The sequence below is a fragment of the Streptomyces sp. NPDC087859 genome (assembly GCF_044742595.1).
Classification (GTDB): domain Bacteria; phylum Actinomycetota; class Actinomycetes; order Streptomycetales; family Streptomycetaceae; genus Streptomyces; species Streptomyces canus_F.
Map to the genome: position 1 here is coordinate 109,116 of NZ_JBIUUU010000006.1, position 24,796 is coordinate 133,911.

The 24,796-nt window shown below is 69.5% G+C and carries 23 protein-coding genes; 12 read left to right on the top strand and 11 right to left on the bottom strand.

Annotated elements, in window-relative coordinates:
• Positions 1-31: 31 nt before the first annotated feature.
• Genes ectB through thpD form a run of 3 tightly spaced genes read left to right on the top strand, consistent with a single transcriptional unit; the run spans position 32 to position 2,645 of the window.
• Entirely contained in the window at positions 32-1,303 is a 1,272-nt protein-coding gene (gene ectB, locus ACIOHP_RS15820) for a diaminobutyrate--2-oxoglutarate transaminase (RefSeq protein WP_361553840.1), read from the top strand.
• A gap of 45 nt (positions 1,304-1,348) precedes the next feature.
• Complete coding sequence (locus ACIOHP_RS15825; RefSeq protein ID WP_361487811.1) at positions 1,349-1,753, top strand: ectoine synthase; 405 nt, start codon at positions 1,349-1,351, stop codon at positions 1,751-1,753.
• 4 nt (positions 1,754-1,757) lie between these two features.
• On the top strand, positions 1,758-2,645 hold the full coding sequence (gene thpD / locus ACIOHP_RS15830; RefSeq protein WP_401887762.1) for an ectoine hydroxylase: 888 nt from the start codon (positions 1,758-1,760) through the stop codon (positions 2,643-2,645).
• An 84-nt stretch (positions 2,646-2,729) separates the two neighbouring features.
• Here the strand turns inward: thpD and ACIOHP_RS15835 are convergent, their stop codons facing one another.
• From ACIOHP_RS15835 to ACIOHP_RS15860, 6 genes are all read right to left on the bottom strand, one after another.
• Positions 2,730-3,734 carry a maleylpyruvate isomerase family mycothiol-dependent enzyme gene (locus ACIOHP_RS15835; protein WP_401887764.1) on the bottom strand — a complete coding sequence of 335 codons (1,005 nt, stop codon included), beginning with the start codon at positions 3,732-3,734 and terminating at the stop codon, positions 2,730-2,732.
• Positions 3,735-3,768: 34 nt separating this feature from the next.
• Entirely contained in the window at positions 3,769-4,386 is a 618-nt protein-coding gene (locus tag ACIOHP_RS15840) for an RNA polymerase sigma factor (RefSeq protein WP_401887767.1), read from the bottom strand.
• An 86-nt stretch (positions 4,387-4,472) separates the two neighbouring features.
• Positions 4,473-5,525, bottom strand: a complete 1,053-nt coding sequence (locus ACIOHP_RS15845) for an aminotransferase class V-fold PLP-dependent enzyme (RefSeq protein ID WP_401887769.1) — start codon at positions 5,523-5,525, stop codon at positions 4,473-4,475.
• A gap of 97 nt (positions 5,526-5,622) precedes the next feature.
• Positions 5,623-6,342, bottom strand: a complete 720-nt coding sequence (locus tag ACIOHP_RS15850; RefSeq protein ID WP_401887772.1) for a DsbA family oxidoreductase — start codon at positions 6,340-6,342, stop codon at positions 5,623-5,625.
• A gap of 75 nt (positions 6,343-6,417) precedes the next feature.
• On the bottom strand, positions 6,418-6,912 hold the full coding sequence (locus tag ACIOHP_RS15855; RefSeq protein ID WP_401887774.1) for a GNAT family N-acetyltransferase: 495 nt from the start codon (positions 6,910-6,912) through the stop codon (positions 6,418-6,420).
• Positions 6,909-7,898, bottom strand: a complete 990-nt coding sequence (locus ACIOHP_RS15860; RefSeq protein ID WP_401887777.1) for a GlxA family transcriptional regulator — start codon at positions 7,896-7,898, stop codon at positions 6,909-6,911. Before ACIOHP_RS15860 ends, ACIOHP_RS15855 begins: the two co-directional genes overlap by 4 nt.
• Before the next feature lie 134 nt (positions 7,899-8,032).
• On the opposite strand from ACIOHP_RS15860, the gene ACIOHP_RS15865 reads away from it, so the two are divergent.
• Entirely contained in the window at positions 8,033-9,361 is a 1,329-nt protein-coding gene (locus ACIOHP_RS15865; RefSeq protein ID WP_401887779.1) for an MFS transporter, read from the top strand.
• Here the strand turns inward: ACIOHP_RS15865 and ACIOHP_RS15870 are convergent.
• The gene (locus ACIOHP_RS15870) at positions 9,321-9,929 is read right to left on the bottom strand and encodes a DUF1349 domain-containing protein (protein ID WP_266828942.1); all 609 of its coding nucleotides are present in this window, start codon (positions 9,927-9,929) and stop codon (positions 9,321-9,323) included. The two genes, ACIOHP_RS15865 and ACIOHP_RS15870, sit on opposite strands and share 41 nt — an antisense overlap.
• A gap of 105 nt (positions 9,930-10,034) precedes the next feature.
• Positions 10,035-11,564, bottom strand: a complete 1,530-nt coding sequence (locus ACIOHP_RS15875) for an aldehyde dehydrogenase (NADP(+)) (protein ID WP_401887782.1) — start codon at positions 11,562-11,564, stop codon at positions 10,035-10,037.
• A gap of 122 nt (positions 11,565-11,686) precedes the next feature.
• Between ACIOHP_RS15875 and ACIOHP_RS15880 the strand changes: the two genes are divergently transcribed.
• The 3 genes from ACIOHP_RS15880 to ACIOHP_RS15890 all read left to right on the top strand — a co-directional run bounded on the left by ACIOHP_RS15880 (position 11,687) and on the right by ACIOHP_RS15890 (position 14,468).
• Entirely contained in the window at positions 11,687-12,460 is a 774-nt protein-coding gene (locus tag ACIOHP_RS15880) for an IclR family transcriptional regulator (RefSeq protein ID WP_327716337.1), read from the top strand.
• A gap of 3 nt (positions 12,461-12,463) precedes the next feature.
• Positions 12,464-12,934, top strand: a complete 471-nt coding sequence (locus ACIOHP_RS15885; RefSeq protein WP_401887786.1) for a GNAT family N-acetyltransferase — start codon at positions 12,464-12,466, stop codon at positions 12,932-12,934.
• Positions 12,935-13,016: 82 nt separating this feature from the next.
• Positions 13,017-14,468, top strand: a complete 1,452-nt coding sequence (locus ACIOHP_RS15890; protein WP_361553876.1) for a penicillin-binding transpeptidase domain-containing protein — start codon at positions 13,017-13,019, stop codon at positions 14,466-14,468.
• Between the two features lie 36 nt (positions 14,469-14,504).
• Here the strand turns inward: ACIOHP_RS15890 and ACIOHP_RS15895 are convergent, their stop codons facing one another.
• Entirely contained in the window at positions 14,505-15,962 is a 1,458-nt protein-coding gene (locus ACIOHP_RS15895) for an NCS2 family permease (protein WP_401887789.1), read from the bottom strand.
• A gap of 236 nt (positions 15,963-16,198) precedes the next feature.
• Here ACIOHP_RS15895 and ACIOHP_RS15900 point away from each other — a divergent pair, with 236 nt between their 5' ends.
• From ACIOHP_RS15900 to ACIOHP_RS15915, 4 genes are all read left to right on the top strand, one after another.
• Positions 16,199-16,765: a SigE family RNA polymerase sigma factor gene (locus tag ACIOHP_RS15900; protein ID WP_266828930.1), complete on the top strand. Its 567-nt coding sequence runs from the start codon at positions 16,199-16,201 to the stop codon at positions 16,763-16,765.
• Positions 16,762-17,622, top strand: a complete 861-nt coding sequence (locus tag ACIOHP_RS15905) for a hypothetical protein (RefSeq protein WP_361553882.1) — start codon at positions 16,762-16,764, stop codon at positions 17,620-17,622. The genes ACIOHP_RS15900 and ACIOHP_RS15905 overlap by 4 nt, the downstream gene beginning before the upstream one ends.
• Before the next feature lie 83 nt (positions 17,623-17,705).
• Positions 17,706-18,536: a pectate lyase gene (locus tag ACIOHP_RS15910; protein ID WP_361553885.1), complete on the top strand. Its 831-nt coding sequence runs from the start codon at positions 17,706-17,708 to the stop codon at positions 18,534-18,536.
• Positions 18,537-18,567: 31 nt separating this feature from the next.
• Positions 18,568-20,250, top strand: a complete 1,683-nt coding sequence (locus ACIOHP_RS15915) for a rhamnogalacturonan lyase B N-terminal domain-containing protein (RefSeq protein WP_401887793.1) — start codon at positions 18,568-18,570, stop codon at positions 20,248-20,250.
• A gap of 97 nt (positions 20,251-20,347) precedes the next feature.
• Here the strand turns inward: ACIOHP_RS15915 and ACIOHP_RS15920 are convergent, their stop codons facing one another.
• Positions 20,348-21,502, bottom strand: a complete 1,155-nt coding sequence (locus ACIOHP_RS15920; protein ID WP_401887796.1) for a right-handed parallel beta-helix repeat-containing protein — start codon at positions 21,500-21,502, stop codon at positions 20,348-20,350.
• A gap of 223 nt (positions 21,503-21,725) precedes the next feature.
• Here ACIOHP_RS15920 and ACIOHP_RS15925 point away from each other — a divergent pair, with 223 nt between their 5' ends.
• Positions 21,726-23,936 (top strand): family 43 glycosylhydrolase, encoded by a 2,211-nt coding sequence (locus ACIOHP_RS15925; protein WP_401887799.1) that lies wholly within the window; start codon positions 21,726-21,728, stop codon positions 23,934-23,936.
• On the opposite strand, the gene ACIOHP_RS15930 is transcribed toward ACIOHP_RS15925, so the two are convergent.
• Positions 23,933-24,730 carry an HAD family acid phosphatase gene (locus ACIOHP_RS15930; RefSeq protein WP_361553897.1) on the bottom strand — a complete coding sequence of 266 codons (798 nt, stop codon included), beginning with the start codon at positions 24,728-24,730 and terminating at the stop codon, positions 23,933-23,935. The genes ACIOHP_RS15925 and ACIOHP_RS15930 overlap by 4 nt on opposite strands.
• Positions 24,731-24,796 lie beyond the last annotated feature (66 nt).

Genomic DNA, 24,796 nt, shown 5'->3' on the forward strand with positions numbered 1-24,796 from the left:
CCCTCCCCCACGCATCGAGGAGCGATTCTTCGTGACCATCACCCAGCCCGACCTCAGTGTCTTCGAGACCGTCGAGTCCGAGGTGCGCAGCTACTGCCGCGGCTGGCCCACCGTCTTCGACCGCGCGCAGGGCAGCCGCATGTTCGACGAGGACGGCCACGAGTACCTGGACTTCTTCGCGGGCGCCGGCTCCCTGAACTACGGGCACAACAACCCCGTCCTGAAACGGGCGCTGATCGACTACCTGGAGCGGGACGGCGTCACGCACGGGCTCGACATGTCCACCACCGCGAAGCGGGCCTTCCTGCAGACCTTCCAGGACGTCGTCCTGCGGCCGCGTGACCTGCCGTACAAGGTCATGTTCCCCGGCCCGACCGGCACCAACGCCGTCGAGTCCGCGCTCAAGCTGGCGCGGAAGGTCAAGGGACGCGAGGCCATCGTCTCGTTCACCAACGCCTTCCACGGGATGTCCCTCGGGTCGCTCGCCGTCACCGGCAACGCCTTCAAGCGGGCCGGCGCCGGTATCCCGCTCGTGCACGGCACGCCGATGCCGTTCGACAACTACTTCGACGGCACGGTCGAGGACTTCCTGTGGTTCGAGCGGCTCCTGGAGGACCAGGGCTCCGGACTCAACAAGCCGGCCGCCGTGATCGTCGAGACCGTGCAGGGCGAGGGCGGCATCAACGTGGCCCGCAAGGAGTGGCTGCAGGCGCTCGCCGAGCTGTGCGAGCGGCAGGACATGCTGCTCATCGTCGACGACATCCAGATGGGCTGCGGACGTACGGGCGCCTTCTTCTCGTTCGAGGAGGCCGGCATCACGCCCGACATCGTCACCGTGTCCAAGTCGATCAGCGGCTACGGCCTCCCCATGTCCCTCTGCCTGTTCAAGCCGGAGCTGGACATCTGGGAGCCGGGCGAGCACAACGGCACCTTCCGCGGCAACAACCCCGCCTTCGTCACCGCCACCGCCGCCCTGGAGACGTACTGGGCGGACGGCTCCGCGATGGAGAAGCAGACCCGCAAGCGCGGTGAGCAGATCGAGCAGGCCCTCATCTCCATCACCGAGGAGAACCTCGCCGATGTGAAGGAGTACCGGGGCCGCGGGCTGGTGTGGGGCCTGGAGTTCCACGACAAGGAGCGCGCCGGGCGGGTGGCCCACCGGGCCTTCGAGCTCGGGCTGCTCATCGAGACGTCGGGCCCGGAGAGCGAGGTCGTGAAGCTGCTTCCGGCGCTCACGATCACCCCCGAGGAGCTGGACGAGGGACTGAGCGTCCTGGCCCGCTCCGTACGGGAAACCGTCTGAACCACCGTCTGCACCAACCGTCTACATAGGAGGCATCGCAGCACCGTGATCGTCCGTTCGTTCAAGGACATCGAAGGCACCGACCGCCATGTGAAGGCCGCGTCCGGTACCTGGGAGAGCAAACGCATCGTCCTCGCCAAGGAGCGGGTCGGCTTCTCGCTGCACGAGACGATCCTGTACGCGGGTACGGAGACGTCGATGTGGTACGCGAACCACATCGAGGCCGTCGTCTGCGTGGAGGGCGAGGCCGAGCTGACCGACCACGAGAGCGGGCTGACCCACTCGATCACGCCCGGGACCATGTACCTCCTGGACGGGCACGAGCGGCACACGCTGCGGGTCAAGGAGGACTTCCGCTGCATCTGCGTGTTCAACCCGCCCGTGACCGGCCGGGAGGACCACGACGACAACGGCGTCTACCCACTGCTCACCGAACCCGAGGAGGTGTGACCGCATGACCACCGTCACCGATCTCTACCCCAGCCGCGGCGCCACCGAGGTGACCCTCCCGCGCAAGGACCCGGTCGTCTGGTCGGGGCCCGGAGCGCCGGGACCCATCGCCACGGGCGAGCTGGAGGCGTTCGAGCGCGACGGCTTCCTCGCCGTCGACCAGCTCATCGGCGATGACGAAGTGACCGTCTACCGGCAGGAGTTGGAGCGTCTCGTCACCGACCCCGCGATCCGCGAGGACGAGCGGTCGATCATCGAGCCGAAGTCCAAGGAGATCCGGTCCGTCTTCGAGGTGCACCGGATCAGCGAGGTGTTCGCGCGCCTGGTGCGGGACGAGCGCGTCGTCGGACGGGCCCGGCAGATCCTCGGCTCGGACGTGTACGTCCACCAGTCGCGGATCAACGTCAAGCCCGGCTTCGGTGCCTCCGGCTTCTACTGGCACTCGGACTTCGAGACCTGGCACGCCGAGGACGGGCTGCCGAACATGCGGACGGTGTCCGTCTCCATCGCCCTGACGGAGAACTACGACACCAACGGCGGGCTCATGATCATGCCGGGCTCGCACCGTACGTTCCTCGGCTGTGCGGGGGCCACGCCGAAGGACAACTACAAGCAGTCGCTGCAGATGCAGGACGCGGGCACGCCCTCGGACGAGGCGCTCACCGCGATGGCCGGTGAGTACGGCATCAAGCTGTTCACGGGCAAGGCCGGTTCGGCGACCTGGTTCGACTGCAACTGCATGCACGGGTCCGGCGACAACATCACGCCGTTCCCGCGCAGCAACGTCTTCATCGTGTTCAACAGTGTGGAGAACGCGGCCGTGGAGCCGTTCGCGGCACCGATCCGCCGGCCCGAGTTCATCGGCGCGCGGGACTTCACTCCCGTCCGCTGAGCACCGGGCAGCCCCTGCCGCCCTTCGCGCCCCCGCCGTGGAACGTCCCGCGGTCGGGGGCGTCGAAGGTTCCGCCGAGACCGCTCAGAGCCAGGCCAGCCGGGACGCCTGGTCCAGTACGTTCTGTGCCGCGTCCTCGTCGCCCGAGGTGCCGCGCGGTATCTCGTCGGGGGTGTGGCGGCCGCCCACCAGCAGGCAGAAGTCGACGGGGTCCAGGGTGAGTTCGGCCCGTACGGGATCGTCCTGCGAGCCCAGTACCCACTGTTCGCCGCCGGTGACCGAGACCAGCACCGGCGCGGCGTCCGGGCCCAGGGCCAGGCCGAGGATACGGACGGCCAGGTGGACCAGTTGCCACAGGTGCGCCTCGGGCGGCGGCGGGACGGCGAGTCCGAGGGCGCGGCCGATGTCGTCGGTGTGGATCCACGCCTCGAAGGCGCGCACCACGTAGTGGTCGGCGATCGGCAGCCGTACCCCCGTCAACGTCACCGCGCGGGCGGCCGGTTCGGGATCGAGGGCCTCGGGCGCGGTGAGCAGGTCGTCCGCCTGCGCCGCCCAGTCGGCGACGGTCTCCTCGGGCGTACGGCCGTACTCGTGGGCGATGACCTCGGCGGTCCGCGCGTTCCAGGCCGCCCCCCAGTCGGTGTCGGGCGGGATCCGGGAGAGCGGCAGACGGGTGTCCAGACCGAGCAACCGCGCCAGGTGTTCGTCGGCGGCGAGGAGGTGGGCGAGGGTCGCGTGCACATCCCAGTCGTGCACGACCGGGGTGGTCCAGCGGCCCTCGATCTCGGGCAGCAGCGCCTTGAGGCCGGCCACCGCCGCGGCGTACGGGGCGGCGTGCGGCGCGACCCGGGGTGCGGCGGGGCGGGTGCGCAGGGCGCCGGAGAGGATGCCGGCGGCCGGGCGGCGGCCCGCGCCGTTCGACGCGGGGCCGTCGAGGAGTCGTACCGTCTCGCGCAGCCGTTCCGCCTCCGCCGCGCAGCTCTCGCACTCGGCCAGGTGCAGCGGGACCGTTCTGCGGTCGGCGGGGTCCAGCGCTCCGAAGGCCCAGGCGGCCAGCAGGTCGCGTACGCCGTCGTGTTCGGTGGTCACCGGACGCCCCCCTTTCGCGCGAGGTCTCCTGCCATCATGCGCCTCTTTCCAGCGCGGGGTCGGGCGGGTCCGCCAAAGAGTCGGCCAAGGTACGTAACGCCGTGCGCAGCCGTGTCTTGGCCGTTCCCTCGGGGATGCCGAGTTCGATCGCGGCCTGCCGGTAGGTGCGGCCCGCGAAGTAGGCCAGGTGCACCACCTCCCGCTGGGTCTGCGGGAGTTCGGCGAGGGCGGAGTGGAGCAGGAGGGCGCGTTCCCGGTCGACGACCGTCTCGTCGGGGCCGGGACCGGGCTCGGGGATGGCCTGGAGCGCCGAGTCGTCGGCGCCGGCGGCCTTGCGGTGCCGGGCCTCGCTGCGCACCCAGTCCACGGCCCGCCGGTGGGCGAGCATGGAGAGCCAGGTGCGCAGGGTGCCGCGGTCGGCGTCGAAGGCGTACGGCCTGGTCCACAGGTGGGTGAAGACCTCCTGCGCCACGTCCTCGGCGGCGCCCGGGCTGCGGGTGACCCGTACGGCGACCCGCCGGACCAGGCCGCCGTACGCCTCGTACGCCTCGGTCAGCGCGGACTCGTCGCCGTACACCAGCCGCCTGTGCAGCTCCATGTCGACAGGAGGCCGCACGGACGTGTCGCCCGCGTGTTCCACCGGCACCACCACCCCTGGTGCCTTTCCTAGCGTCCTCGCCGGGCCCGCGCCAGCGGTTCACGACAACAGGCCATGGCCAATGATTCACGCGCCGTAGGTCAGACGGACAGGGCGTCCAGCAGGCGGTCGACGTCCGCGGGGGTGTTGTAGAGATGGAAGGAGGCGCGCAGATGGCCCGCGCGGTCGGAGACCTCGATGCCCGCCGCGCTCAACGCGGGCTGTTTCGCGCCGAGTCCGGGGACGGAGACGATCGCCGAGCCGGGGGCCGGCACCGGTTCGTGGCCGAGGGTGGCGAGGCCCGCGCGGAAGCGGTCGGCCAGGGAGAGGTCGTGGGCGTGGATGGCGGCCACGCCGAGTTCCTCGATCAGGGAGAGGGAGGCGCGCAGGCCGGCGTAGGTGAACAGGGCGGGGCTGATGTCGAACCGGCGGGCGGAGTGGGCGAGTTCGGCGATCGGGCCGTAGCAGCTGTTCCAGGGGATCTCGCCCGCGACCCAGCCGGCCAGCAGGGGGGTCAGGGCGCCGAAGTCCTCCGGGACCACCAGGAAGGCGGCGCCGTGCGGGCCGAGCAGCCATTTGAAGCCGGTGGAGACGGTGTAGTCGTGCTCGGTCGCGTCCATGGCCAGCCATCCGGCGGCCTGGGAGAAGTCGACGTAGGTCCGGGCCTCGTTCGCCCGGGCGGCCTCGCGCAGCGCGGGCAGATCCGCGATGCGGCCGTCGGCGGACTGGGCGGCGCTGACCGCGACGAGGGCGGTCTCCGGGCGGACGGACTCGGCGAGCCGCTCCAGGGGGACGATGCGGACCTTGAGGTCGCCCCGGGCGTGGAAGGGGTTCACGACGGACGTGAAGTCGTCCTCCGCGGTGAGGACTTCGGCGCCCGCGGGAAGCGAGGCCGCGACCAGGCCGGAGTAGGTGGAGACGGAGGCGCCGGCCGCCACCCGGTGCGTCGGCACCGCCGCGAGGCGGGCGAAGGCCGCGCGGGCCCTCTCCACGTCCTCGAACAGCGGGTCCAGCGGCCTGCCCTCGGCCCGGATCCTCGTGGCCTCCGTCAGGGCGGTCACGGTGCGGGCGGGGAGCAGACCGCTGGACGCGGTGTTCAGAAAGGTGTTCTTCGGGGCGAACTCGGAACGGACCAGGCTCTCGAAGGTCTCCATACGTCCACTCTGGAGCCGCTCGAAGCATTAGTCCATTGCGATTTTTTACGTGGTTCCCCTAAGGAACTCTTATGGGTCCGTCCCGACCTGCGCTGTCTCAGTGCTGCTGCGGTACCGCGCATCCGTCGGGGCCGCAGGCCTCCGCGCCGTTGTCCTCGATCAGCTTCAGCGGCGGGCGCTCGCCCCAGGCCTGGGTCAGCGCCTGGGTGAAGACCTCGGCGGGCTGGGCGCCGGAGACGCCGTACTTGCGGTCGAGGACGAAGAACGGCACGCCGTTCGCGCCGAGTTCGGCGGCCTCGCGCTCGTCGGCGCGGACGTCGTCGGCGTAGGCGTTCGGATCGGCCAGGACCTTGCGGGCGTCGTCGGCGTCCAGACCGGCGGCGACGGCCAGCTCCACGAGCCGCTCCTCGCCCTCGGCGAAGACGGAGCGTTCCTCCGCGAAGTTGGCCCGGTAGAAGAGCTGGATGAGCTCGTCCTGCCTGCCGCGCGCCTTGGCGAGGTGGAGCAGGCGGTGCATGTCGAAGGTGTTGCCGTGGTCGCGGTCCCGGGTGCGGTACTCCAGGCCCTCCGCGGCGGCCTGCGTGCCGAGGTTCTCCTCGCCGGCCTGGGCCTGCGCCGCGCTCATGCCGTACTTCTTGGTCAGCATGCTGATCACCGGCTGGACGTCGCCCTTGGCGCGGTTCGGGTCCAGCTCGAAGGAGCGGTGGACCACCTCGACCTGCTCACGGTGCGGGAAGGCCTCGAGCGCCTTCTCGAAGCGGGCCTTGCCCACGTAGCACCAGGGGCAGGCGATGTCGCTCCAGATCTCGACGCGCATGTCTTCGGCTCTTTCCAGGTCGCACGGGTACGGAGACGGCCTCCGGTTAATCGGTGAACGTTCAAGGAGTGGGGATCATTCCCCGGTCACCGCGAGGGTCATGCGCAGATGGTGGTCCCCCGGTTCGAGGGGGTGCGGGGTCCAGCCCTGGCGTGTGTAGAAGGCCTGCGCCCGCGCGTTGTCCGCATGCACCCCCAGCGCGGCGGTCCGCTTGCCGTCGGCCCGCCACTGCTCCACGCACGCCGCGTGCAGGGCACTGCCGACGCCGGAGCGCCACCGGTCGGGGTCGACGTGGAACTGGAAGAGCTCGACCGTCTCCGCCGGGGCTCCCTCGGGGGTACGGAACGAGGCGAGCGCGACGACGCGCCCGTCGTCCACCAGGCACAGGACATGGCCGTCCGGCCGGGCGATGGCGCCCTGCCAGGCGGCGAGCCAGTCGGTGCCGTCGTCCGGGACGCCGTCGGGGTAGTACGTGGCCCGGGCGCGCGCGTGGAGTGCGGCGACCACCTCCGCCTCGGCGGGTACGGCGGTCCGGATCACCCGGGCTCCTGCGGCCCTGTCATGGATCATGCAACGGAGGACGTGACCTCGGTCGGCCCGGTTCCCAGACGGCTGTACTGGGCCCGGTAGGCGCTCGGTGTCAGACCGGTGCGGCGCACCAGATGGGCACGGAGGGAGTCGGCGGTGCCGAGGCCACAGGAACGGGCCACCTGGTCCATGGGGAGGGTGGTCGTCTCCAGGAGTTCCTTCGCGCGCTCGACGCGCTGGTGCAGGAGCCACTGGAGGGGGCTGACGCCGCTTTCCGCGTGGAAACGGCGGGTGAGGGTGCGTACCGAGACGCCGGCGTGGCGGGCGAGGTCGGTGAGGGTGAGGGGCCTGTCGAGGTGGCGCATGGCCCAGCCCCGGGTATCGGCGCAGGCCGTGCCGCGTTCGGGGGGCAGCGGGGTCTGGGTGAACTGGGTCTGGCCGCCCGGCCGCACCGGGGCCACCAGGGAGAGGCGGGCCACCTCGTTGGCGACCGCGGCGCCGTAGTCGGTGCGGATCATGTGCAGGCACATGTCGATGCCGGCCGCGTAGCCGGAGGAGGTGAGGACCTGGCCGTCCTGTACGTACAGGACATCGCCCTGGAGATCCAGGGACGGGTAGCGGTCGCGCAGTTCGTCCGCCAGTTGCCAGTACGTGGTGGCGCTGCGGCCGTCCAGGAGGCCGGCCTCGGCCAGGACGAAGGCGCCGCTGCAGATGGAGGTCACGCGCTTGCCGGCCGCCGCCGCCTCGCGCACGGCGTGGATGGTGCGCGGGTCGGGGACGTAGTGGTGGCCCGTCCCGGCCACCACCACCGTGTCGGCGCCCCCGACCGCGTCCAGATCCCGGTCGATGTGGAGGGCGAGGCCGCCGGTGGTGGCGACGGGGCCCGGGTCCGGGGTGCAGACGACGACCTCGTACCCCTGGCCGCCGTCCACCTCGACCTTCCCGAAAAGCATCTCGGGGATGGCCAGGTTGAACATCGAGACCGGTGACGGCGCGATGACGACGACACGGTGCGGGGCGCGGGACATGGCCAGACCCTCCGGACGTATGGCATTCAGGCCACTACTGTACGTCGGCGGAGATCCGCAGCATGGAGGCCATGTCCGGTAATCACTTGGCCAGGAAACGTCAACTCGCCGTCCCTTCCGGGGAGTCGCAGTCCATGAGGACCTCTCCCGCCACCACTCTGGTCGCCGCCCTTCTCGGCTTCGCGCTGATCACTCTCGACGCGTCCGTGGTGAACGTGGCCCTCCCGGCCATCGGCTCGGCGCTCGGTGGGGAGATGGCGGGCCTGCAGTGGGTGGTGGACGCCTACACCCTCGCCTTCGCCGCGCTCATGCTGTCCACCGGCGCCTTCGCGGACCGCGCCGGGGCGAGCCGGGCGTACACGATCGGCATCCTGCTCTTCACCCTCGCCTCGGCGGCCTGCGGGCTGGCACCGAACCTGGCGGTGCTGATCGGCGCCCGGGCGGTGCAGGGCGTCGCGGCGGCCGTGGTGCTTCCGGCGTCGCTGGCCCTGGTACGGCAGGCGTATCCCGATGCCGCGCGCCGGGCGCGTGCCGTGGCCGCGTGGGCCGCGGGCGGTTCGGTGGCGGTCGCCCTGGGGCCGGTGGCGGGCGGTGCGCTGACAACGGCCTGGGACTGGCGGGGCATCTTCTTCATCAACCTGCCGCTGGGGGCCGTGGCGCTGGCGCTGCTGGTGCGGGCCCCTCGGTCGGAGCGGCGTCCGGCCCCTCTCGACCTGCCCGGACAGCTGACGGCGATCGTGGCCCTGACGGCGCTGACGTTCGCGGTGATCGAGGGCGGGGCGAGAGGGCTGGTGGCGCTGACGGTGGCGGTGGTGTCGGGCCTGCTCTTCGTGCGGGTCGAGGCGCGGCAGGCGCATCCGGTGGTCCCGCCGGGCCTGTTCCATACCCGGGCCGTCTCCGTGGCGGTCGCGGCGGGGGTGGCGTGCAGTGTGGCCTTCTACGGGGTGGTGTTCGTCTTCTCCCTCTTCTTCCAGCAGGTGCAGGGGCATTCGGCGCTGTACGCCGGGCTGCTGTTCCTGCCGATGTCGGGGCTGATCGCGGCATCGAACGTGTCCGCGGGACGGCTGGCGGGGCGCTACGGGCCGAGGGTGCCGATCCTGATCGGCCAGGGCCTGGCGACGGCCGGTCTCCTGCTGCTGCTCGTGTGCGTCGACGAGGGGACCCCCGCGGCCCTGGTGGCGGCCCTGCTCATCCCGCTGTCCGTCGGCTGCGCGCTGACGGTGCCGCCACTGACGTCCCTGATGATGGAGGCGGTGCCGGCGGAGCGGGCCGGGCTGGCGGCCGGCGTCCTCAACTCCGCCCGCCAGACGGCGGGAGGGCTGGGGATCGCGGTGTTCGGGACGCTGGTCTCCCACGGGTTCGTCGAGGGGATGCGGCAGAGCCTCGGGATCGGCGCGGCCCTGTTCGCGGTGACGTGGCTGTTCAGCTTCCGTCTCTCAGGTCCTTCGGCCAGTCGGGCCTGAACTCCAGGTGGTCGTACGTCACGACGCAGCCCTCCCCCATCGGGGACTGGGTCATGAAGCCGACGAGGGCGGCGTCGCTCTTCTTCTCGTCGTCGAGGGTGAACAGCCGGACGAATATCCAGCGTTCGCCGTCCCGGGAGGCGTGGAAGGCGAAGGCGCGGCCGGTGCGGCTCACCCTGAGCCAGACCGAACTGCCGTCCACGGTGAAGGAGTTGGCGTCGTCGGAGTGTCCCCGGGTGACCACCGTGCAGATGGTGGCCACGTCCGGGGAGTACTCCAGACAGAGCTTGGCCCAGGCCCGGTCGCCGACATGGACGTAGAGCACACCCGCGTCGAAGGACGCGTTGAACCCCACGGTGACACGGGCGATGAGCTGAAAGTCCCCTTCGGGCGCCCCCAGCAGCCGCGGCGCGTCGGAGGCGGGATCGAGCCCTTCGGCGGTGGGCGGCACGAACCGGTCCTGCCGTGGCCCGGCCCACCCGGTGAGCACACCGTCCTCGTAGGACCAGTGCCCGTCAGGTCCGTAGGTACGGAGGCGGAAGGGCAGTTCGGGGAGCTCGATGTCCATCAGCCAACTATCTCAGGGTGGGTCGAGAAACTTAGGGGCGCGGGGAACTGCGCGACCAGCCACAACGAACCCGCAGCCGCCACACAGCCCCGCACCCCTACGGCGCTATCGCTCCAACTGCCCGTTGAACCGACGCGGCAGCCCCAGCGGGTTGTCATCCCGCAGCTCCACCGGCAGCAGAGCCTCGGGCGTCGTCTGATAGACAACCGGCCGCATCCACCGCTCGATGGCCGTGCCACCGACCGACGTGGACGTCGACGTCGTCGCCGGGTACGGACCACCGTGATGCTGAGCCGCCGCCACGGCAACCCCGGTCGGCCAGCCATTGACGAGCACTCGCCCCGCCAGCGGCGTCAGCTCCGCCAGGATCTCCGTGCCACGCCCCTTGCCCTCGGTCTCCTCGGTCGACAGATGCACCGTCGCGGTGAGGTTGCCCGGCAGCCGCGACAGCACGGCCCGCGCCTGCGCGTCGTCGTCGTAGCGCGCCACGACCGTCACCGGACCGAAGCACTCCTCCAGGAGCAGATCGTGCTCGCCCTCGGCGGCCAGCTTGTCCGCCGGTACCGTCAGGAAGCCCGCGCTCACCGTGTGGTCACCGCCCGAGCCCGGCGTGACCGGCGTCTCCACATCGGCCAGTCGGGCGCGCTCGGCGACCCCGGCGATGAAGTTGTCCCGCATACGGTGGTCGAGCAGCACGCCGGCGTCGGTGTCGCTGACGGCGTCCGTGAGGGACTTGACCAGGCCGTCACCGGCGGCGCCCGACGGCACCAGCACCAGGCCCGGCTTCACACAGAACTGGCCGACGCCCAGCGTCATGGAGCCCGCGAGGCCCGTACCGATGGCCTCGGCGCGCTCGGCGGCCGCGGCCTCGGTGACGACGACGGGGTTCAGGGAGCCCAGCTCGCCGTGGAAGGGGATCGGGACCGGACGGGCGGCGGCCGCGTCGAAGAGGGCCCGCCCGCCACGGATGGACCCGGTGAAGCCGGCCGCGGCGACCAGCGGGTGCTTGATCAGCTCGATGCCCGCCTCGAAGCCGTGCACGAGACCGAGCACGCTCTCGGGGATGCCGTGCTCGGCGGCGGCCCGGCGCAGGACGGCCGCGACCAGCTCGGACAGGCCCGGGTGGTCGGGGTGCGACTTGACGACGACCGGGTTGCCGGCCGCCAGCGCGCTCGCGGTGTCACCGCCGGCGACGGAGAACGCGAAGGGGAAGTTGGAGGCCGAGTAGACGGCGACGACGCCGAGCGGCACCTTGTAGCGGCGCAGGTCCGGGATCGGCGGCGTCGCGGTGTCGTCGGGGTGGTTGATCACGACGTCGAGGAAGGCACCCTCGTCGACGATGTCGGCGAAGGCCCGCAGCTGGTAGCTGGTGCGGGCGAGTTCGCCGGTGAGCCGGACCGGGCCGAGCGCGGTCTCGGCGTCCGCGGCCTCGACGAGCTGGTCCTTGGCGGTCTGCAGCTTGTCGGCCGCGGTACGCAGGAAAGCGGCGCGGACCGTGCGGTCGGCGAGGGCGCCGCGGGCGTCGTGCGCGGCCCGGACGGTGGCGTCCACCTCCTGGGCGGTAGCCTCCACGGCAACCTGCTCACGCTGCTTCCCGGTTCGGGGGTCGACACTCCAGACTGGTGCTGCTGCCACCGCGGGTCCCTCCACACAGTTCCTAGGTCATCCACCAGGGTCGTTCGATATACTGAACGCTGTCTCTGATGGTGAATATGCTGTTGGAGACTATTTCCCGTCCAACGAAGGGGTCAAGGGCGATGTCGGCAGGCGAGACGGGCGGCGGGGCGCAGGTCAAGTCCGCGGTACGGACGGTTGAACTGCTCGAATACTTCGCCGGACGCCCCGGCATGCACTCCCTCGCGGCGGTCCAGGAGGCCGTCGGTTATCCCAAGTCCAGCCTCTACATGCTGCTGCGCACGCTGGTGGAGCTGGGCTGGGTGGAGACGGACGCGACGGGCACGCGGTACGGCATCGGGGTGCGGGCGCTGCTGGTCGGCACGTCGTACATCGACGGCGACGAGGTGGTCGCGGCGGCGCGTCCGACGCTGGACCGGCTGTCGGACGACACGACCGAGACCATCCACCTGGCGCGTCTGGACGGGACGAACGTCGTCTATCTGGCCACGCGGCAGTCGCAGCACTATCTGCGCCCCTTCACCCGGGTCGGCCGCCGGCTGCCGGCGCACTCCACCTCCCTCGGCAAGGCGCTGCTGAGCACCTACACCGACGAGCAGGTCCGCAAGATGCTCCCGGAGACACTGCCCGCGCTCACCGAGAACACGATCACCGACCGGGAGAAGCTCATCGAGGAGCTGCACCTGGTGCGGGAGCAGGGCTTCGCCGTGGACCGCGAGGAGAACACGCTGGGGCTGCGCTGCTTCGGCGTGGCGATCCCCTACCGGACCCCCGCGCGGGACGCGATCAGCTGCTCGGTGCCGGTGGCCCGGCTCACGCCGGCGCACGAACAGATGGTGAAGGACGCGTTGTTCGACGCGCGGGACCGGCTGACACTGGCCACCCGTAGGCTCTGAGGCATGCAGATCACGCTCCGAGAGGTCCACGACAGCGATCTGCCGGTGTTCTTCCGGCAGATGAACGATCCCGAAGCCCTGCACATGGCGGCCTTCACCTCGAAGGACCCGACCGACCGGGACGCCTTCGACGCCCACTGGGAGCGCATCCGGGCCTCCGACGCCGTGCATCGCACGGTCCTGGCGGACGGGGACGTGGTGGGCAGCGCGTCGGTGTACGGCGAACCGAACGAGCGCGAGGTGACGTACTGGATCGACCGCGCGTACTGGGGGCGGGGCATCGCCACGTCGGCCCTGCGCGAGCTGGTGACCCAGGTGCCCGAGCGCCCGCTGTACGCCCGCGCCGCCGCCGACAACGCCGGTTCCCGGCGCGTGCTGGAGAAGTGCGGTTTCCGGCTGACGGCCCATGCGCGGGGGTACGCGAACGCCCGCGGCGAGGAGATCGACGAGGTCGTCCTGACGCTGGACGGCTGACGGCGCCCGCGTATGAACGTCCCATGAGAAACGCGGACGCACGGGAACGATTCGCGGTGCCCTGCTCGTCTACCTGAGCGGGATGAACAAGACGATCAGGCGCGCCTCGGTCTTCGCGCTGCTGCTGGTGTTCGCTCTGCTGCTGCGGGCGACCTGGGTGCAGTTCTACGACGGCCAGGCGCTCGCGGACGACAGCGACAACCGGCGGAACGCGATCGAGACGTACTCGTCGCCGCTCGGGAACATCATCGTGGCCGGTGAGTCGATCACCGGTTCCACGCAGACGAAGGGCAGCGACCTCAAGTACAAGCGCACCTACAAGGACGGCGAGCTGTACGCCGCGGTGACGGGCTACGCCTCGCAGGCCTACGCCCCGACCCAGCTGGAAGGCATCTACACCGACCTTCTCAACGGCACGGACAGCCGGCTGAAGTCCGTCATGGACACGGTCACCAACCAGCGCGCCGAACCCGGCAACGTGGTCACCACGATCGACCCGGACGTGCAGAAGGCGGCCTATGAGGCGCTCGGCGACAAGCAGGGCGCGGCCGTCGCGATCGATCCGGCGACCGGCAGGATTCTTGCCGTCGTGTCGACCCCGTCGTACGACCCGTCCTCGCTGACCGACGCCAACACGGCCGGTTCGGCCTGGAAGAAGCTCACCACGGACTCCGACAAGCCGCTGACCAACCGCGCGCTGCGGCAGCCCGTGGCGCCGGGTTCGACGTTCAAGCTGGTCGTGGCGGCGGCCGCGCTGGAGGACGGTCTGTACTCGTCGGTGGACGAGAAGACCGAGAGCCCGGACCCGTACCGGCTGCCGGGCACGGTCACCGATCTGGAGAACGAGAACAAGTCCGCGCCCTGCGAGAACGCCTCGATCCGCACCGCGCTCCAGTACTCCTGCAACAACGTGTTCGCGAAGATGGCGTTCAACCTCGGCCAGGACAAGCTGCGGGCGATGGCGGAGAAGTTCGGCTTCAACGACGAGTCGCAGGACGTGCCCGTGCGGGCGTACACCAGCGTCTACCCGTCGGACATGAACGACTCGTCGACGGCCCTCACCGGCATCGGCCAGTTCGATGTCACCGCGACGCCGCTCCAGATGGCCATGGTGTCCGCGGCCATCTCCAACGGCGGCAAGCTGGTCTCGCCGCACATGGTGTCGCAGATCACGGACAACGGCGGGGATGCACTGGAGAACTACGACGACGAGACGTCGACGACCGAGGTCGTCAGCTCCGAGACCGCCGAGCAGCTCCAGTCCGCGATGCAGACGGTCGTCAAGGACGGCACCGGCACCAACGCGCAGATCGCCGGGGCGACCGTCGGCGGCAAGACGGGTACCGCACAGCGCGGCGAGAACAACAGCGAGTCGCCGTACGCCTGGTTCACCTCGTACGGCAAGGCCGACGGCAAGGAGGTCGCCGTCGCGGTCCTGGTGGAGCAGTCGAACGCGGAGCGCTCCGAGGTCAGCGGCAACGGTCTGGCGGCGCCGGTGGCCAAGGCGATGATGGAAGCGGCGCTCAAGAACTAGCGGAAGGGGTGGCCCTGGCAAGGGCCACCCCTCACGTCACTTCGCGCCGAGGATCTGCTCGATCGGGTCGATCGCGAAGTAGATCAGGAACAGCGCCGACGTCCCCCACAGCAGCCAGTGGATCTCCTTCGCCTTGCCGAGAACCGTCTTGATCACGACGTAGGCGAGGAACCCCGCGCCGATGCCGTTGGTGATCGAGTACGTGAACGGCATCACGGCGATGGTGAGGAACGCCGGGATGGCGATCTCGTACTTCTCCCAGTCGATGTGCTTGACCTGGGTCATCATCAGGAAGCCGACGGCGACCAGGGCGGGGGCGGCCGCCTGGAGCGGGACGATGGTGAGCAGCGGGCCCAGGAACAGGGCGAGGCCGAAGAGGCCACCGGTGATCAGGTTCGAGAAGCCGGTGCGCGACCCCTCGCCGACACCCGCCGCCGACTCGATGTACGACGTGGCGGAGGACGACGACGCCGCGCCACCCGCGACCGCCGCCGCGCCGTCGATGAGCAGCACCCGGCCGAGGTTCGGGACCTTGCCCTCCTCGTCGAGGAGGCCCGCCTCCGCGCTGATGCCGACGACCGTGCCCATGGTGTCGAAGAAGTCGGACAGGATCAGCGTGAAGATCAGCAGGACGACGGTGATGATGCCGACGTCGGCGGCGCTGAACGCCCCGAAGAGGCTGAAGTTGCCGATCAGCCCGAAGTCCGGGGTGTCGACGAGCTTGTCGGGCCACGCGGGCGTGGTCAGGCCCCAGCTCTTGATGTCGGCCGCCGAGTTGATGATCATCGCGATGATCGTCATGGTCACGATGCTGATCAGGATGGCGCCCTTGACCTTGCGGGCGAGCAGTCCGATCGTCAGCAGCACGCCGAGACAGAAGACGAGGATCGGCCACCCGGAGAGGGTGCCGGTGCCGCCGAGCTGGACCGGCACGGTGGTGTTCGCGGCGTCGGGGATGCGACTGACGAAGCCGGCGTCGACGAAGCCGATGAAGGCGATGAACAGGCCGATGCCGACGCTGATCGCCTGCTTGAGCGGTTGCGGGATGGCGTGCATGACGGCCTCGCGCAGACCGGTCACCACCAGGACGCAGATCAGCAGGCCTTCGAGGACGACAAGGCCCATCGCGTCGTCCCAGCTCATCAGCGGGGCGATCTGGAAGGCGACGACTGCATTCAATCCGAGGCCCGCGGCGAGCGCGAGGGGCAGGTTGCCGCCGACGCCCATGATGATCGTCATCACCGCGGCCACCAGGGCGGTGGCGGTGGTGAGTTGGACCGGGTCGAGGGTGTCGCCGAACTTGTCCTTGGCGCTGCCCAGGATGATGGGATTCAGGACAAGGATGTAGGCCATCGTGAAGAATGTGGCGAAGCCGCCGCGTATCTCGCGGGCGAAGGTGGATCCCCGCTCGGAGATCTTGAAGTACCGGTCGACGCCGTTCGCCGCTGGTGGCGGGGTACTCGGCCGGTCGGCCACCTTCTGCGTGTCGGACATGGCTGTTGCTCCTTGTTGCCTGATTGATCTGTGCGCGGATGCTGGCTGGATTGTTCCCGTGTTGAACGCGCTTCAGGTTTTCAACGTGTTACGGAATCGGGGTCCGGTGGGCCAGACTGCGTTCGAAGCCCTGTACGAACCACGCGGTTGATCACTGCTACGCTTCCGGATCTCGTCCGGGCAACCTCCGGATGATCACATGTCATTCACATGACAGACACAGGGAGGTCTCGCCCGTGGGCACGGTCGTCGACGACGCAGCCTCCGTGGAGTTCCATGCCTTCTTCGAGCGTCACTACGCCGAACTGTCCCGTCTCGCCCATCTGCTGACCGGCGAGTCGGACGCCGCCGACGATCTCGCGGCGGACGCGCTGCTCGCGCTCTGGAACCGCTGGGACCGGGTGCGCGCGGCCGACCATCCGGCAGCGTACGCCCGTGGTGTCGTCGCCAATCTGGCCCGCACCCGCATCCGCAGCGCGGTCCGCGAGCGCCGGCGGATCGCCCTGTTCTGGTCACAGCGCGAGGAGAAGACGGAGAACCCGGACATAGCGGGTGTCGTAGACGTCCAAGAGGCGCTGCGCAGACTGCCGTTCCGGAAACGGGCGTGCGTGGTCCTGCGGCACGCGTTCGACCTGTCGGAAAAGGACACCGCTCTCGCCCTCGGTGTTTCCGTGGGTACGGTTAAGTCCCAGACGTCCAAGGGCATGGCGGAACTGCAGCGGCTGCTCGGCTCCCAGGGCGTACCGCAGAAGGTGCACGCGGCGATGGCGCGCGGCGGCGAGACCGGAGGACGGAACCGATGAGGCAGCAGGACGTGCACGACGAGCTGCGCGCCCGGCTGCACGAGGCGGCCGGACAGCACGAGCCCGATCGCGCGCGCATCCTGGCGCGGATCGAGCGCGGCATGGCCGAGGAGGTCCGCTCGGACCACCGGGCGACCCGCCCGCCGGTGTTCGGCTGGGTGCGGGTGGTCAGCGCCACGGCCGCGGTCGCGTGTGTGCTCGGCGTCGGCGGCTACGCGGTGGCCTCGGCCGTGAAGGACGACGCTCCGCAGCAGACCGTGGCGACCACGGCGACCCCCGAGCCGTCGCCGGACGCGACGAGCCGGGCGCCGGTCGAACCGGCCGACCCGTCGCCGGGCGAGGCCCAGGAGACCAGGAAGCCCAGCGCCACCCCCACCCGGCAGCAGCCCTCCGCGACCCCCACCGCCCAGGCCCCGGTCACCGCCTCCGGCGAGGAGGACGGCCCGCTCTGGTCGGACGGCTCGGTCGACCCGCACAGCAACGACTTCTGGGCGCAGAGCAACATCACCCTGAAGACCTCCGAGGAACTGACCGCGCTCACCGTGCGGTTGAAGGTCGCGCAGACCGGCGGCGTCACCTCGTCCGGTGCCTGGCGCTCGCTGCCCGAGGACGACTTCACGCTGACGACCGAGGAGAAGGACGGCTTCCTCGTCTACACCTGGACGCTCAAGGAGGGCCGCAAGGTCGCCAAGGGCGAGTGGGTGTTCGCGGGGCAGTACGACCATGAGCGCGGCGGCCGCGACGCGGCGGACGACCGGTACACCGCGACCGGCACCGCGGGCGGCGAACAGCTCGCGGTGAAGGGCGACTTCGCCTCCCACTCGGGCGACGACGCGTCCTCCGACGGGGATTCGTAAAGAAATCCGCGGACACGGCAACCCTTTCCTTCACCCGTGGCGACCAGGAGCCGTAAGGATCCTCTCCCACGCAAGGAATGGGCATGACTGCACGAGCTGAACAGCGCGTCCGCCACCGCCGCCAGGTTTCCAAGCGCCGGGCGGTGATCGCCGGAGCCTCGGCCCTCGGCCTCACGGGTGCGGCGATCGTCACGACGACGATGCTGTCCTCCGCGAGCGCCGCGTCCTCCTGGCCGACCGCCACCGGCAAGCAGGCCGTGAGCAGCACCATCAAGGTCACGGGCACCTACAACGGCGGCTACAAGCAGTTCTACGGCAGCGGTGCCCTCGGCGGCGACAGCCAGGACGAGGGCCAGGACCCGGTCTTCCAGCTGGCGGACGGCGCCGTCCTGAAGAACGTGATCATCGGCACCCCGGCCGCGGACGGCGTCCACTGCCTGGGCAGCTGCACGCTGCAGAACGTGTGGTGGACGGATGTCGGCGAGGACGCGGCGACCTTCAAGGGCAAGTCCTCCTCGTCCGTCTACACGGTCTACGGCGGCGGCGCGAAGAACGGCTCGGACAAGGTCCTGCAGTTCAACGGCGCCGGCAAGCTGGTCGTCTCCAAGTTCCAGGTCGAGAACTCCGGCAAGCTGGTGCGCAGTTGCGGCAACTGCTCCACGCAGTACAAGCGCACGATCATCCTCAACGACGTGGACGTCACCGCGCCGATGAACGCGATCGTGGGCATCAACACGAACTACGGCGACACCGCCGCGCTGCGCAAGGTCCGTATCCACGGCGACAGCGGCAAGAAGATCAAGACCTGTGTCCGCTTCAAGGGCAACAACACGGGCGCCGAACCGACCCAGATCGGTACCGGTGCCGACGGAACCTTCTGCAAGTTCTCTTCCTCTGACATTTCGTACGAGTGAGTGAACCTTCAAGCATGACGGAGCCATCCCCTTGAGCACGCACAAGAGACACCTCACACGCCGACGCGTGCTCGGGGCCTCCGCGATCGGCGTCGCCGCCACCGGCGCCGCCGTCGCGGGCGGCACCGGCCCGCTGTCGTCGGCGTCCGCCGCCGCCTTCGGCTACCAGGACGACGGCAAGAACTACGTCATCGACACCGGTGCCTCGCTCGTGTTCAAGGTCTCCAAGTCGACGGGCGACATCACCTCCCTCGCCTACAAGGGCAAGGAGTACGAGGGCTACGGCGGCAGGCACTCGCACGTCGAGTCCGGCCTCGGCGCCTCCACCGTGACGATTCTGCAGTCCGGGTCGACGATCCTGGTGAAGGTCGCGCACGGTGCGATCACCCAGTGGTACGCGGCCCGCAGCGGCCAGAACAACGTCTACGCCTGGACGAACAAGGCGGACGCCTCCTTCACCGCGACCCGCTACCTCGTCCGCCTCAAGCCCGGGATGTTCCCCAACGAGGGCTCGGACTCCTGGATCGAGGCCTCGGACAAGGTCATCGAGGCCGGTGACGTCTGGAAGCGCGGCGACGGCACGACCCACTCCAAGCACTACTCGGGCAAGCGCGTCATCGACTACGACCACGTCGGCCTCACCACCGGCTCGGTCGGTCTGTACCTGGTGCGCTCCAACCACGAGAAGGCCTCGGGCGGCCCCTTCTACCGTTCGCTGCTGCGCCACTCCAACGACCTGGGCGCGGGGCTCTACGAGATCCTGCATTACAACCAGGCCCAGACGGAGCCGGAGCGCTTCGGCCTCCAGGGCCCGTACGTGCTGGCCTTCACGGACGGCGGTACGCCCTCCTCGTCCCTCTTCCACGCCAGGCTCGACACCTCCTGGGTCGACGGCCTCGGCATCACCGGCTGGGTCGGCGCGGCCGGCCGCGGCAAGGTGGCGGGCGTCGGGCTGAAGGGGATGGACGCCAGATACCCGTACACCGTGGGCTTCGCCAACGCGGACGCCCAGTACTGGGCGAAGGCCGCGGCGGGCACGGGCGGTTTCTCCTGCAAGGGGATGCTGCCGGGGACGTACACGCTGACCGTCTACAAGGGCGAACTCGCCGTGCACACCGCGTCGGTGAAGGTCACGGCGGGCGGTACGACGTCCCTGAACAGCCTGACCGTCACGGGCGACCCGTCGACCGCTTCGGCGATCTGGCGGCTCGGCGACTGGGACGGCACGCCCGGGCAGTTCAAGAACGCCGAGCTGATGACGTACGCCCACCCGTCCGACGCCCGCGCGGCGAAGTGGACCGGCAACGTCACGATCGGCGACGGCAGTGAGGCGGCGTCCTTCCCCGCGTACATCTGGAAGGACGTCAACGACGGCATCCTGGTCCACTTCAAGTTGACCAAGGCACAAGCCGCGTCCGCGCACACTCTCAGGGTCGGTGTCACGGACGCCTTTCTCAACGGCCGTCCGCGCGTCACCGTGAACGACTGGGTTTCGGCCGTCCCCACGGCCCCCGCTCAGCCCAACACCCGCTCTCTCACCACAGGTTCATACCGGGGGAACAACCATTCGTTCACCTTCAACGTCCCTAATAGTGCGTGGCAGACGGACACCTCCCAGTACAACGTCCTGAAGCTCGAGATCGTCAGTGGTTCGACGGGCACGGCCTATCTCAGCCCGGGCACGTCGTTCGACTGCGTGGACCTGCTGACCTGAGCCCCCCTCGGTCAGCAGTAGCCGGCCCGAGCCCCCCTCGGCCGGCACAGAGAACGCCCCGCCTGTGACGACAGGCGGGGCGTTCCGTGTCCCGCGTTCAGTTCATGGTCGAACCGATGGCGGTCGAGCCGGTGGTGAGGAAGGTGGTGGCCGGGAGTGAACCGTCCGACTTCCGCGCGCCGTACGCCGTCGCCGCGTCCGTCGACTTGAAGGACGGTGTCGAGACCCCGCCGTCCCAGTTGTTCGCGGCGGACACCGTCGACGAGCCCAGCTTGGACAGGCCGCCCTTGTTGCCCACGGCCAGGTTCCGCGCCAGACGGGCCTTGCCCGTGGCGAAGTAGAAGCCCGCCTCGGCGTTGGCGTACGCCGTGTTGCGGTTCAGGACGATCGCGCCCGGGTTGGAGTTCTCGGTGAACCCGTTCAGCGTGTTGTCCCAGGCCGCGTTGTTGTTGACGACGTGCGCGACCGTGACACCCCCGCCGCCCAGCTTGTAGCCGTTGCCGTTGCCCTCGAAGGCCGCGTCGTTCCAGCGGTTCTTGCCGTTGCCGAACGCCCAGGAGTGCTCGATGGTGACGGGGGAGGAGAACTGCCAGAGGTCGAGACCGTCATCCGAGTTGTTGTGGAGACGGGCTCCGGTGATCCTGTTGCCGGTGCCGGAGCCGAACTTGACCGCGATGCCGTCGGCGTTCTGCCCGTGCCCTGCCGGGTCGTAGTTGCCGTGACTGTCCAGGTTCTGCACGAGGTTGTTCGTCGTGCCGTCGCCGCGCAGCGTGAACCCGGAGTCGCCGTTGTTCGCGGTGACGAGGTTCTTGAAGACGCCGCCCACGGACGAGGTCACGACGAAGCCCTGGGCCGGGGAGTTCTGGAAGGTCAGGTTCTGCACGGTCCAGTAGTCGCCGTAGATCCCGGCCAGCCAGGACCCGGCGGCCAGCTTGGAGCCGTCGACCTTGGCCTTCTCGCCGCCGTACGCCTGGAGTGTGATCCGTGCCGAACTCGTGCCGTTCGCGGTCGACTTGAGGGTCGCCGTCGGGTAGTAGGTGCCGGCGCGGAGCTGGATGGTGGTGCCCGCGGCGGCGCTCTTCACGGCTGCTTCGAGCTGCGCGGTGGTGGACACGGTGACCGTCGACGAAGCGGCCTCGGCGCCGCCGTTCGACAGACCGAGACAGACGCCGCCCGCCCCCGCGGCGACGGCCACCGCCGCGGCGACGGAGAGCGTACGGGTCCTGCGGTGGCGTCCGGTGCTCTGACGCACGGGGCGTTCCTTTCCTAGGCGATGAAGGCGAAACGGGCCGGAGGGGCCGCCCCGGCCCGTTTCTGCATCCAGGTCGCCACCACGCCCGTAAAAGTTGCCGCGCGGCGTGAAGATCGATCGAAAGTTTCGGTGTCGCCCATCCCCCGCACACCGATTGACGCGTCCGGCCCCACCGATGACACTCCGATCGAACACAAACCCCCACACTCACACAGGATGTGTCATGCGCCCCCGCACCGCTCGCACGCTCCTGCTCCCCCTCCTCGCCCTTCTGCTCGGTCTGCTGTCGGCCCCGCCCAGTACCGCCAACTCCGGAGCTCCACCCGTGAACAAGTCCAAGTACGCCGGATATCTCTTCACCTACTTCACCGGCGAGGGCACCGCCGACGGCGAGCAGATCCGCTATGCCCTCAGCCGTGGCAACGACCCGCTGCACTGGCGTGAGCTGAACGCCGGAAAGCCGGTCCTGACCTCGACGACCGGCGAGAAGGGGCTGCGCGACCCGTTCGTGATCCGCTCCCCCCAGGGCGACAAGTTCTATCTGATCGCCACCGACCTGCGCATGTACCGCAACAGCAGCGGCAGTTGGGACCACGTCCAGCGGCACGGCAGCAAGTCGATCATGGTCTGGGAGTCCACCGACCTGGTCCACTGGACCGACCAGCGCCTGGTGAAGGTCTCCCCCGACTCCGCGGGCAACACCTGGGCGCCGGAGGCCTACTGGGACGACTCCCTCGGCGAGTACGTCGTCTTCTGGGCGTCGAAGCTGTACGCCGACGACGACCCCGACCACGCGGGATCGACGTACAACAAGATGCTGTACGCGACCACGAAGGACTTCCGCACCTTCAGCGAGCCGAAGGTCTGGGACGACCCGGGCTACTCGGTCATCGACTCGACGGTCGTGAAGCACAAGGACACCTACTACCGCTACACCAAGGACGAGCGGGACCCCGGCTCCTCCAGCCCCTGCTCGAAGTTCATCACCGCGGAGAAGTCGACCTCCCTGACCTCGACGACGTACGACTTCGTGGCGGACTGTGTCGGCAGCGGCGCGATGTCGCGCGGCGAGGGGCCGACGGTGTTCAAGTCGAACACCGAGGAGAAGTGGTACCTCTTCATCGACGAGTACGGCGGTCGCGGGTACGTCCCCTTCGAGACGACCGACCTCGACTCGGGCCGGTGGACGCCGTCGACGGACTACCAGCTCCCGGCAAGTCCCCGTCACGGAACGGTACTTCCGGTGACGCAGGCCGAGTACGACCGGCTGCTGGCGGCCTACCCGTCGACCCCCGCCTCGGTCGTCGACGTGACGGCGAAGGACCAGAAGGGGTACGCCATCGTCACGGAGGCCGCCTCGAAGGTCGTGCTGCCGATGCGGCCGGACGCGGACCTCGCGCGCCTGGCACCGAAGCTCGCGATCGGTGAAGGTGCCTCCGTCAGCCCCCGGTCCGGCACCCGCCGCGACTTCCGCAAGCCGCAGACGTACACCGTGACGGCCGCCGACGGCACCAGGCGGACCTGGACGGTGGAGGCGGTCCGGACCGGGAGTCCCGTCCTGCCAGGGCTCAACGCCGACCCTGACGTGCACTATCTGAACGGCGAGTACTGGATCTACCCGACGACGGACGGCTTCCAGGGCTGGGGCGGCACCCGCTTCACGGCGTACTCGTCGAAGGACCTGGTCCACTGGAAGGACCACGGCGTCATCCTGGACCTCGGTCCGGACGTCACCTGGGCGGACCGGTACGCGTGGGCGCCGGCCATCGCCGAGCGGGACGGCAGGTACTACTTCTACTTCTGCGCCGAGCAGCAGATCGGCGTCGCGGTGGCGGACTCCCCCGCCGGTCCCTTCAAGGACGCGCTGGGCAAGCCGCTGGTGGCGAAGGGCGGCTCGTTCCAGGGCCAGATGATCGACCCCGCCGTGTACACGGACGACGACGGGACGTCGTATCTCTACTGGGGCAACGGCCACGGATACGTCGTGCCGCTGAACGACGACATGACCTCGTACGACCCGGCGCAGGTCAAGGACATCACCCCGGACAACTTCCGCGAGGGATCCTTCGTGATCAAGCGGAAGGGCACGTACTACTTCATGTGGTCCGAGGACGACACCCGCAGCGAGAACTACCACGTCGCCTACGCGACGGGACCGTCCCCGCTCGGCCCGTGGACCAAGAAGGGGACGATCCTGTCCAAGCGTCCCGAGTACGGCATCCTCGCCACCGGCCATCACTCCGTGGTGAACACGCCCGGCACCGACGACTGGTACATCGTCTACCACCGGTTCGCCCTGAACGGGCCGGGCAAGGCGGGCGGGGACGGTATGCACCGGGAGACGACCGTCGACCGCATGGAGTTCGCGGCCGACGGATCGATTCTGCCGGTGGTGCCGACCCTGGAGGGAATCAAGCCGGTCAGGAAGGACTAGCTGACGAAGTACGTCGGGTTCGGGAGCTTGTACGTCCTGTCGGCGTAGCCGCCGTCCAGGTCGGAGTACTGGTCGCCGAAGTTGGCGACGATGTCGTACCCGAGGTCCTGCTCGATGTGCTTGCGGGTGCCGGACTTGTACTGCACGGTCGTGCAGGTCCAGGTGCCCGGCGTGGCGCAGGCGCTGAGGTAGGACGGCGGGTTGGCCTTGTCCTTGAGGAACACGTGGTCGGCGTCGAGGTTCACATCGGCGCCGATCTTCTTCAGGTTCTCGACGGCCGCGGAGCGCTGCGCCTCGGACAGACCCGAGTTGTAGAAGACCTCGACGCCCTTGGACTCGGCGTACCGGACCAGCTCGGGGCTGCCGAAGACGGCCGGGCGGTCGGCCTTGTTCACGTAGTCGGCCCACGTGGTGGCGTTGTACGTGTAGTTGGTCTTCTTCTCGTAGTCGAGGCTGAGCAGCAGCGTGTCGTCGATGTCGAAGACGACCGCGGGCTTGTCGTGCTTCTTCAGCGCCTTGCGGGCCGCCTTGTCGATCTGCTTCCTGGCGGCCGCGTCGAGCTTCGCCAGGTCCTTGGCGTACTGGCTGCTCGTGGACGCCTGGTAGACGCCGTTGGCGTCGAGTGTGGTGCCGTAGTAGGTGTCGATGTCCTTCACCAGGAGCCCGATGTTGTAGGGCTCGTGGGTGCTGTTCGCGGTGGACTGGCCGGCCGTGGCCGCACCGGCGCCGTAGAGGGCGGCGCCGGTGACGGCACACGCCGCGGCGAGCGCCGCGATACGCAGTGACTTATGCATGACAGACGTTCTACGCGCGTCACCCCGGTGGGCGCGAGACCCGCCGGGCAAAAAACGGGTCAAGCA

Coding starts and splice junctions, on each gene's coding strand:
- ACIOHP_RS15885 (WP_401887786.1), top strand. CDS start 12,464: ATGCAGATCACGCTCCGAGAGGTCCACGACAGCGATCTGCCGGTGTTC.
- ACIOHP_RS15855 (WP_401887774.1), bottom strand. CDS start 6,912: ATGATCCATGACAGGGCCGCAGGAGCCCGGGTGATCCGGACCGCCGTA.
- ACIOHP_RS15895 (WP_401887789.1), bottom strand. CDS start 15,962: ATGTCCGACACGCAGAAGGTGGCCGACCGGCCGAGTACCCCGCCACCA.
- thpD (WP_401887762.1), top strand. CDS start 1,758: ATGACCACCGTCACCGATCTCTACCCCAGCCGCGGCGCCACCGAGGTG.
- ACIOHP_RS15930 (WP_361553897.1), bottom strand. CDS start 24,730: ATGCATAAGTCACTGCGTATCGCGGCGCTCGCCGCGGCGTGTGCCGTC.
- ACIOHP_RS15845 (WP_401887769.1), bottom strand. CDS start 5,525: ATGGAGACCTTCGAGAGCCTGGTCCGTTCCGAGTTCGCCCCGAAGAAC.
- ACIOHP_RS15910 (WP_361553885.1), top strand. CDS start 17,706: ATGACTGCACGAGCTGAACAGCGCGTCCGCCACCGCCGCCAGGTTTCC.
- ACIOHP_RS15865 (WP_401887779.1), top strand. CDS start 8,033: ATGAGGACCTCTCCCGCCACCACTCTGGTCGCCGCCCTTCTCGGCTTC.
- ACIOHP_RS15860 (WP_401887777.1), bottom strand. CDS start 7,898: ATGTCCCGCGCCCCGCACCGTGTCGTCGTCATCGCGCCGTCACCGGTC.
- ACIOHP_RS15890 (WP_361553876.1), top strand. CDS start 13,017: ATGAACAAGACGATCAGGCGCGCCTCGGTCTTCGCGCTGCTGCTGGTG.
- ACIOHP_RS15880 (WP_327716337.1), top strand. CDS start 11,687: ATGTCGGCAGGCGAGACGGGCGGCGGGGCGCAGGTCAAGTCCGCGGTA.
- ACIOHP_RS15925 (WP_401887799.1), top strand. CDS start 21,726: ATGCGCCCCCGCACCGCTCGCACGCTCCTGCTCCCCCTCCTCGCCCTT.
- ACIOHP_RS15850 (WP_401887772.1), bottom strand. CDS start 6,342: ATGCGCGTCGAGATCTGGAGCGACATCGCCTGCCCCTGGTGCTACGTG.
- ACIOHP_RS15905 (WP_361553882.1), top strand. CDS start 16,762: ATGAGGCAGCAGGACGTGCACGACGAGCTGCGCGCCCGGCTGCACGAG.
- ACIOHP_RS15870 (WP_266828942.1), bottom strand. CDS start 9,929: ATGGACATCGAGCTCCCCGAACTGCCCTTCCGCCTCCGTACCTACGGA.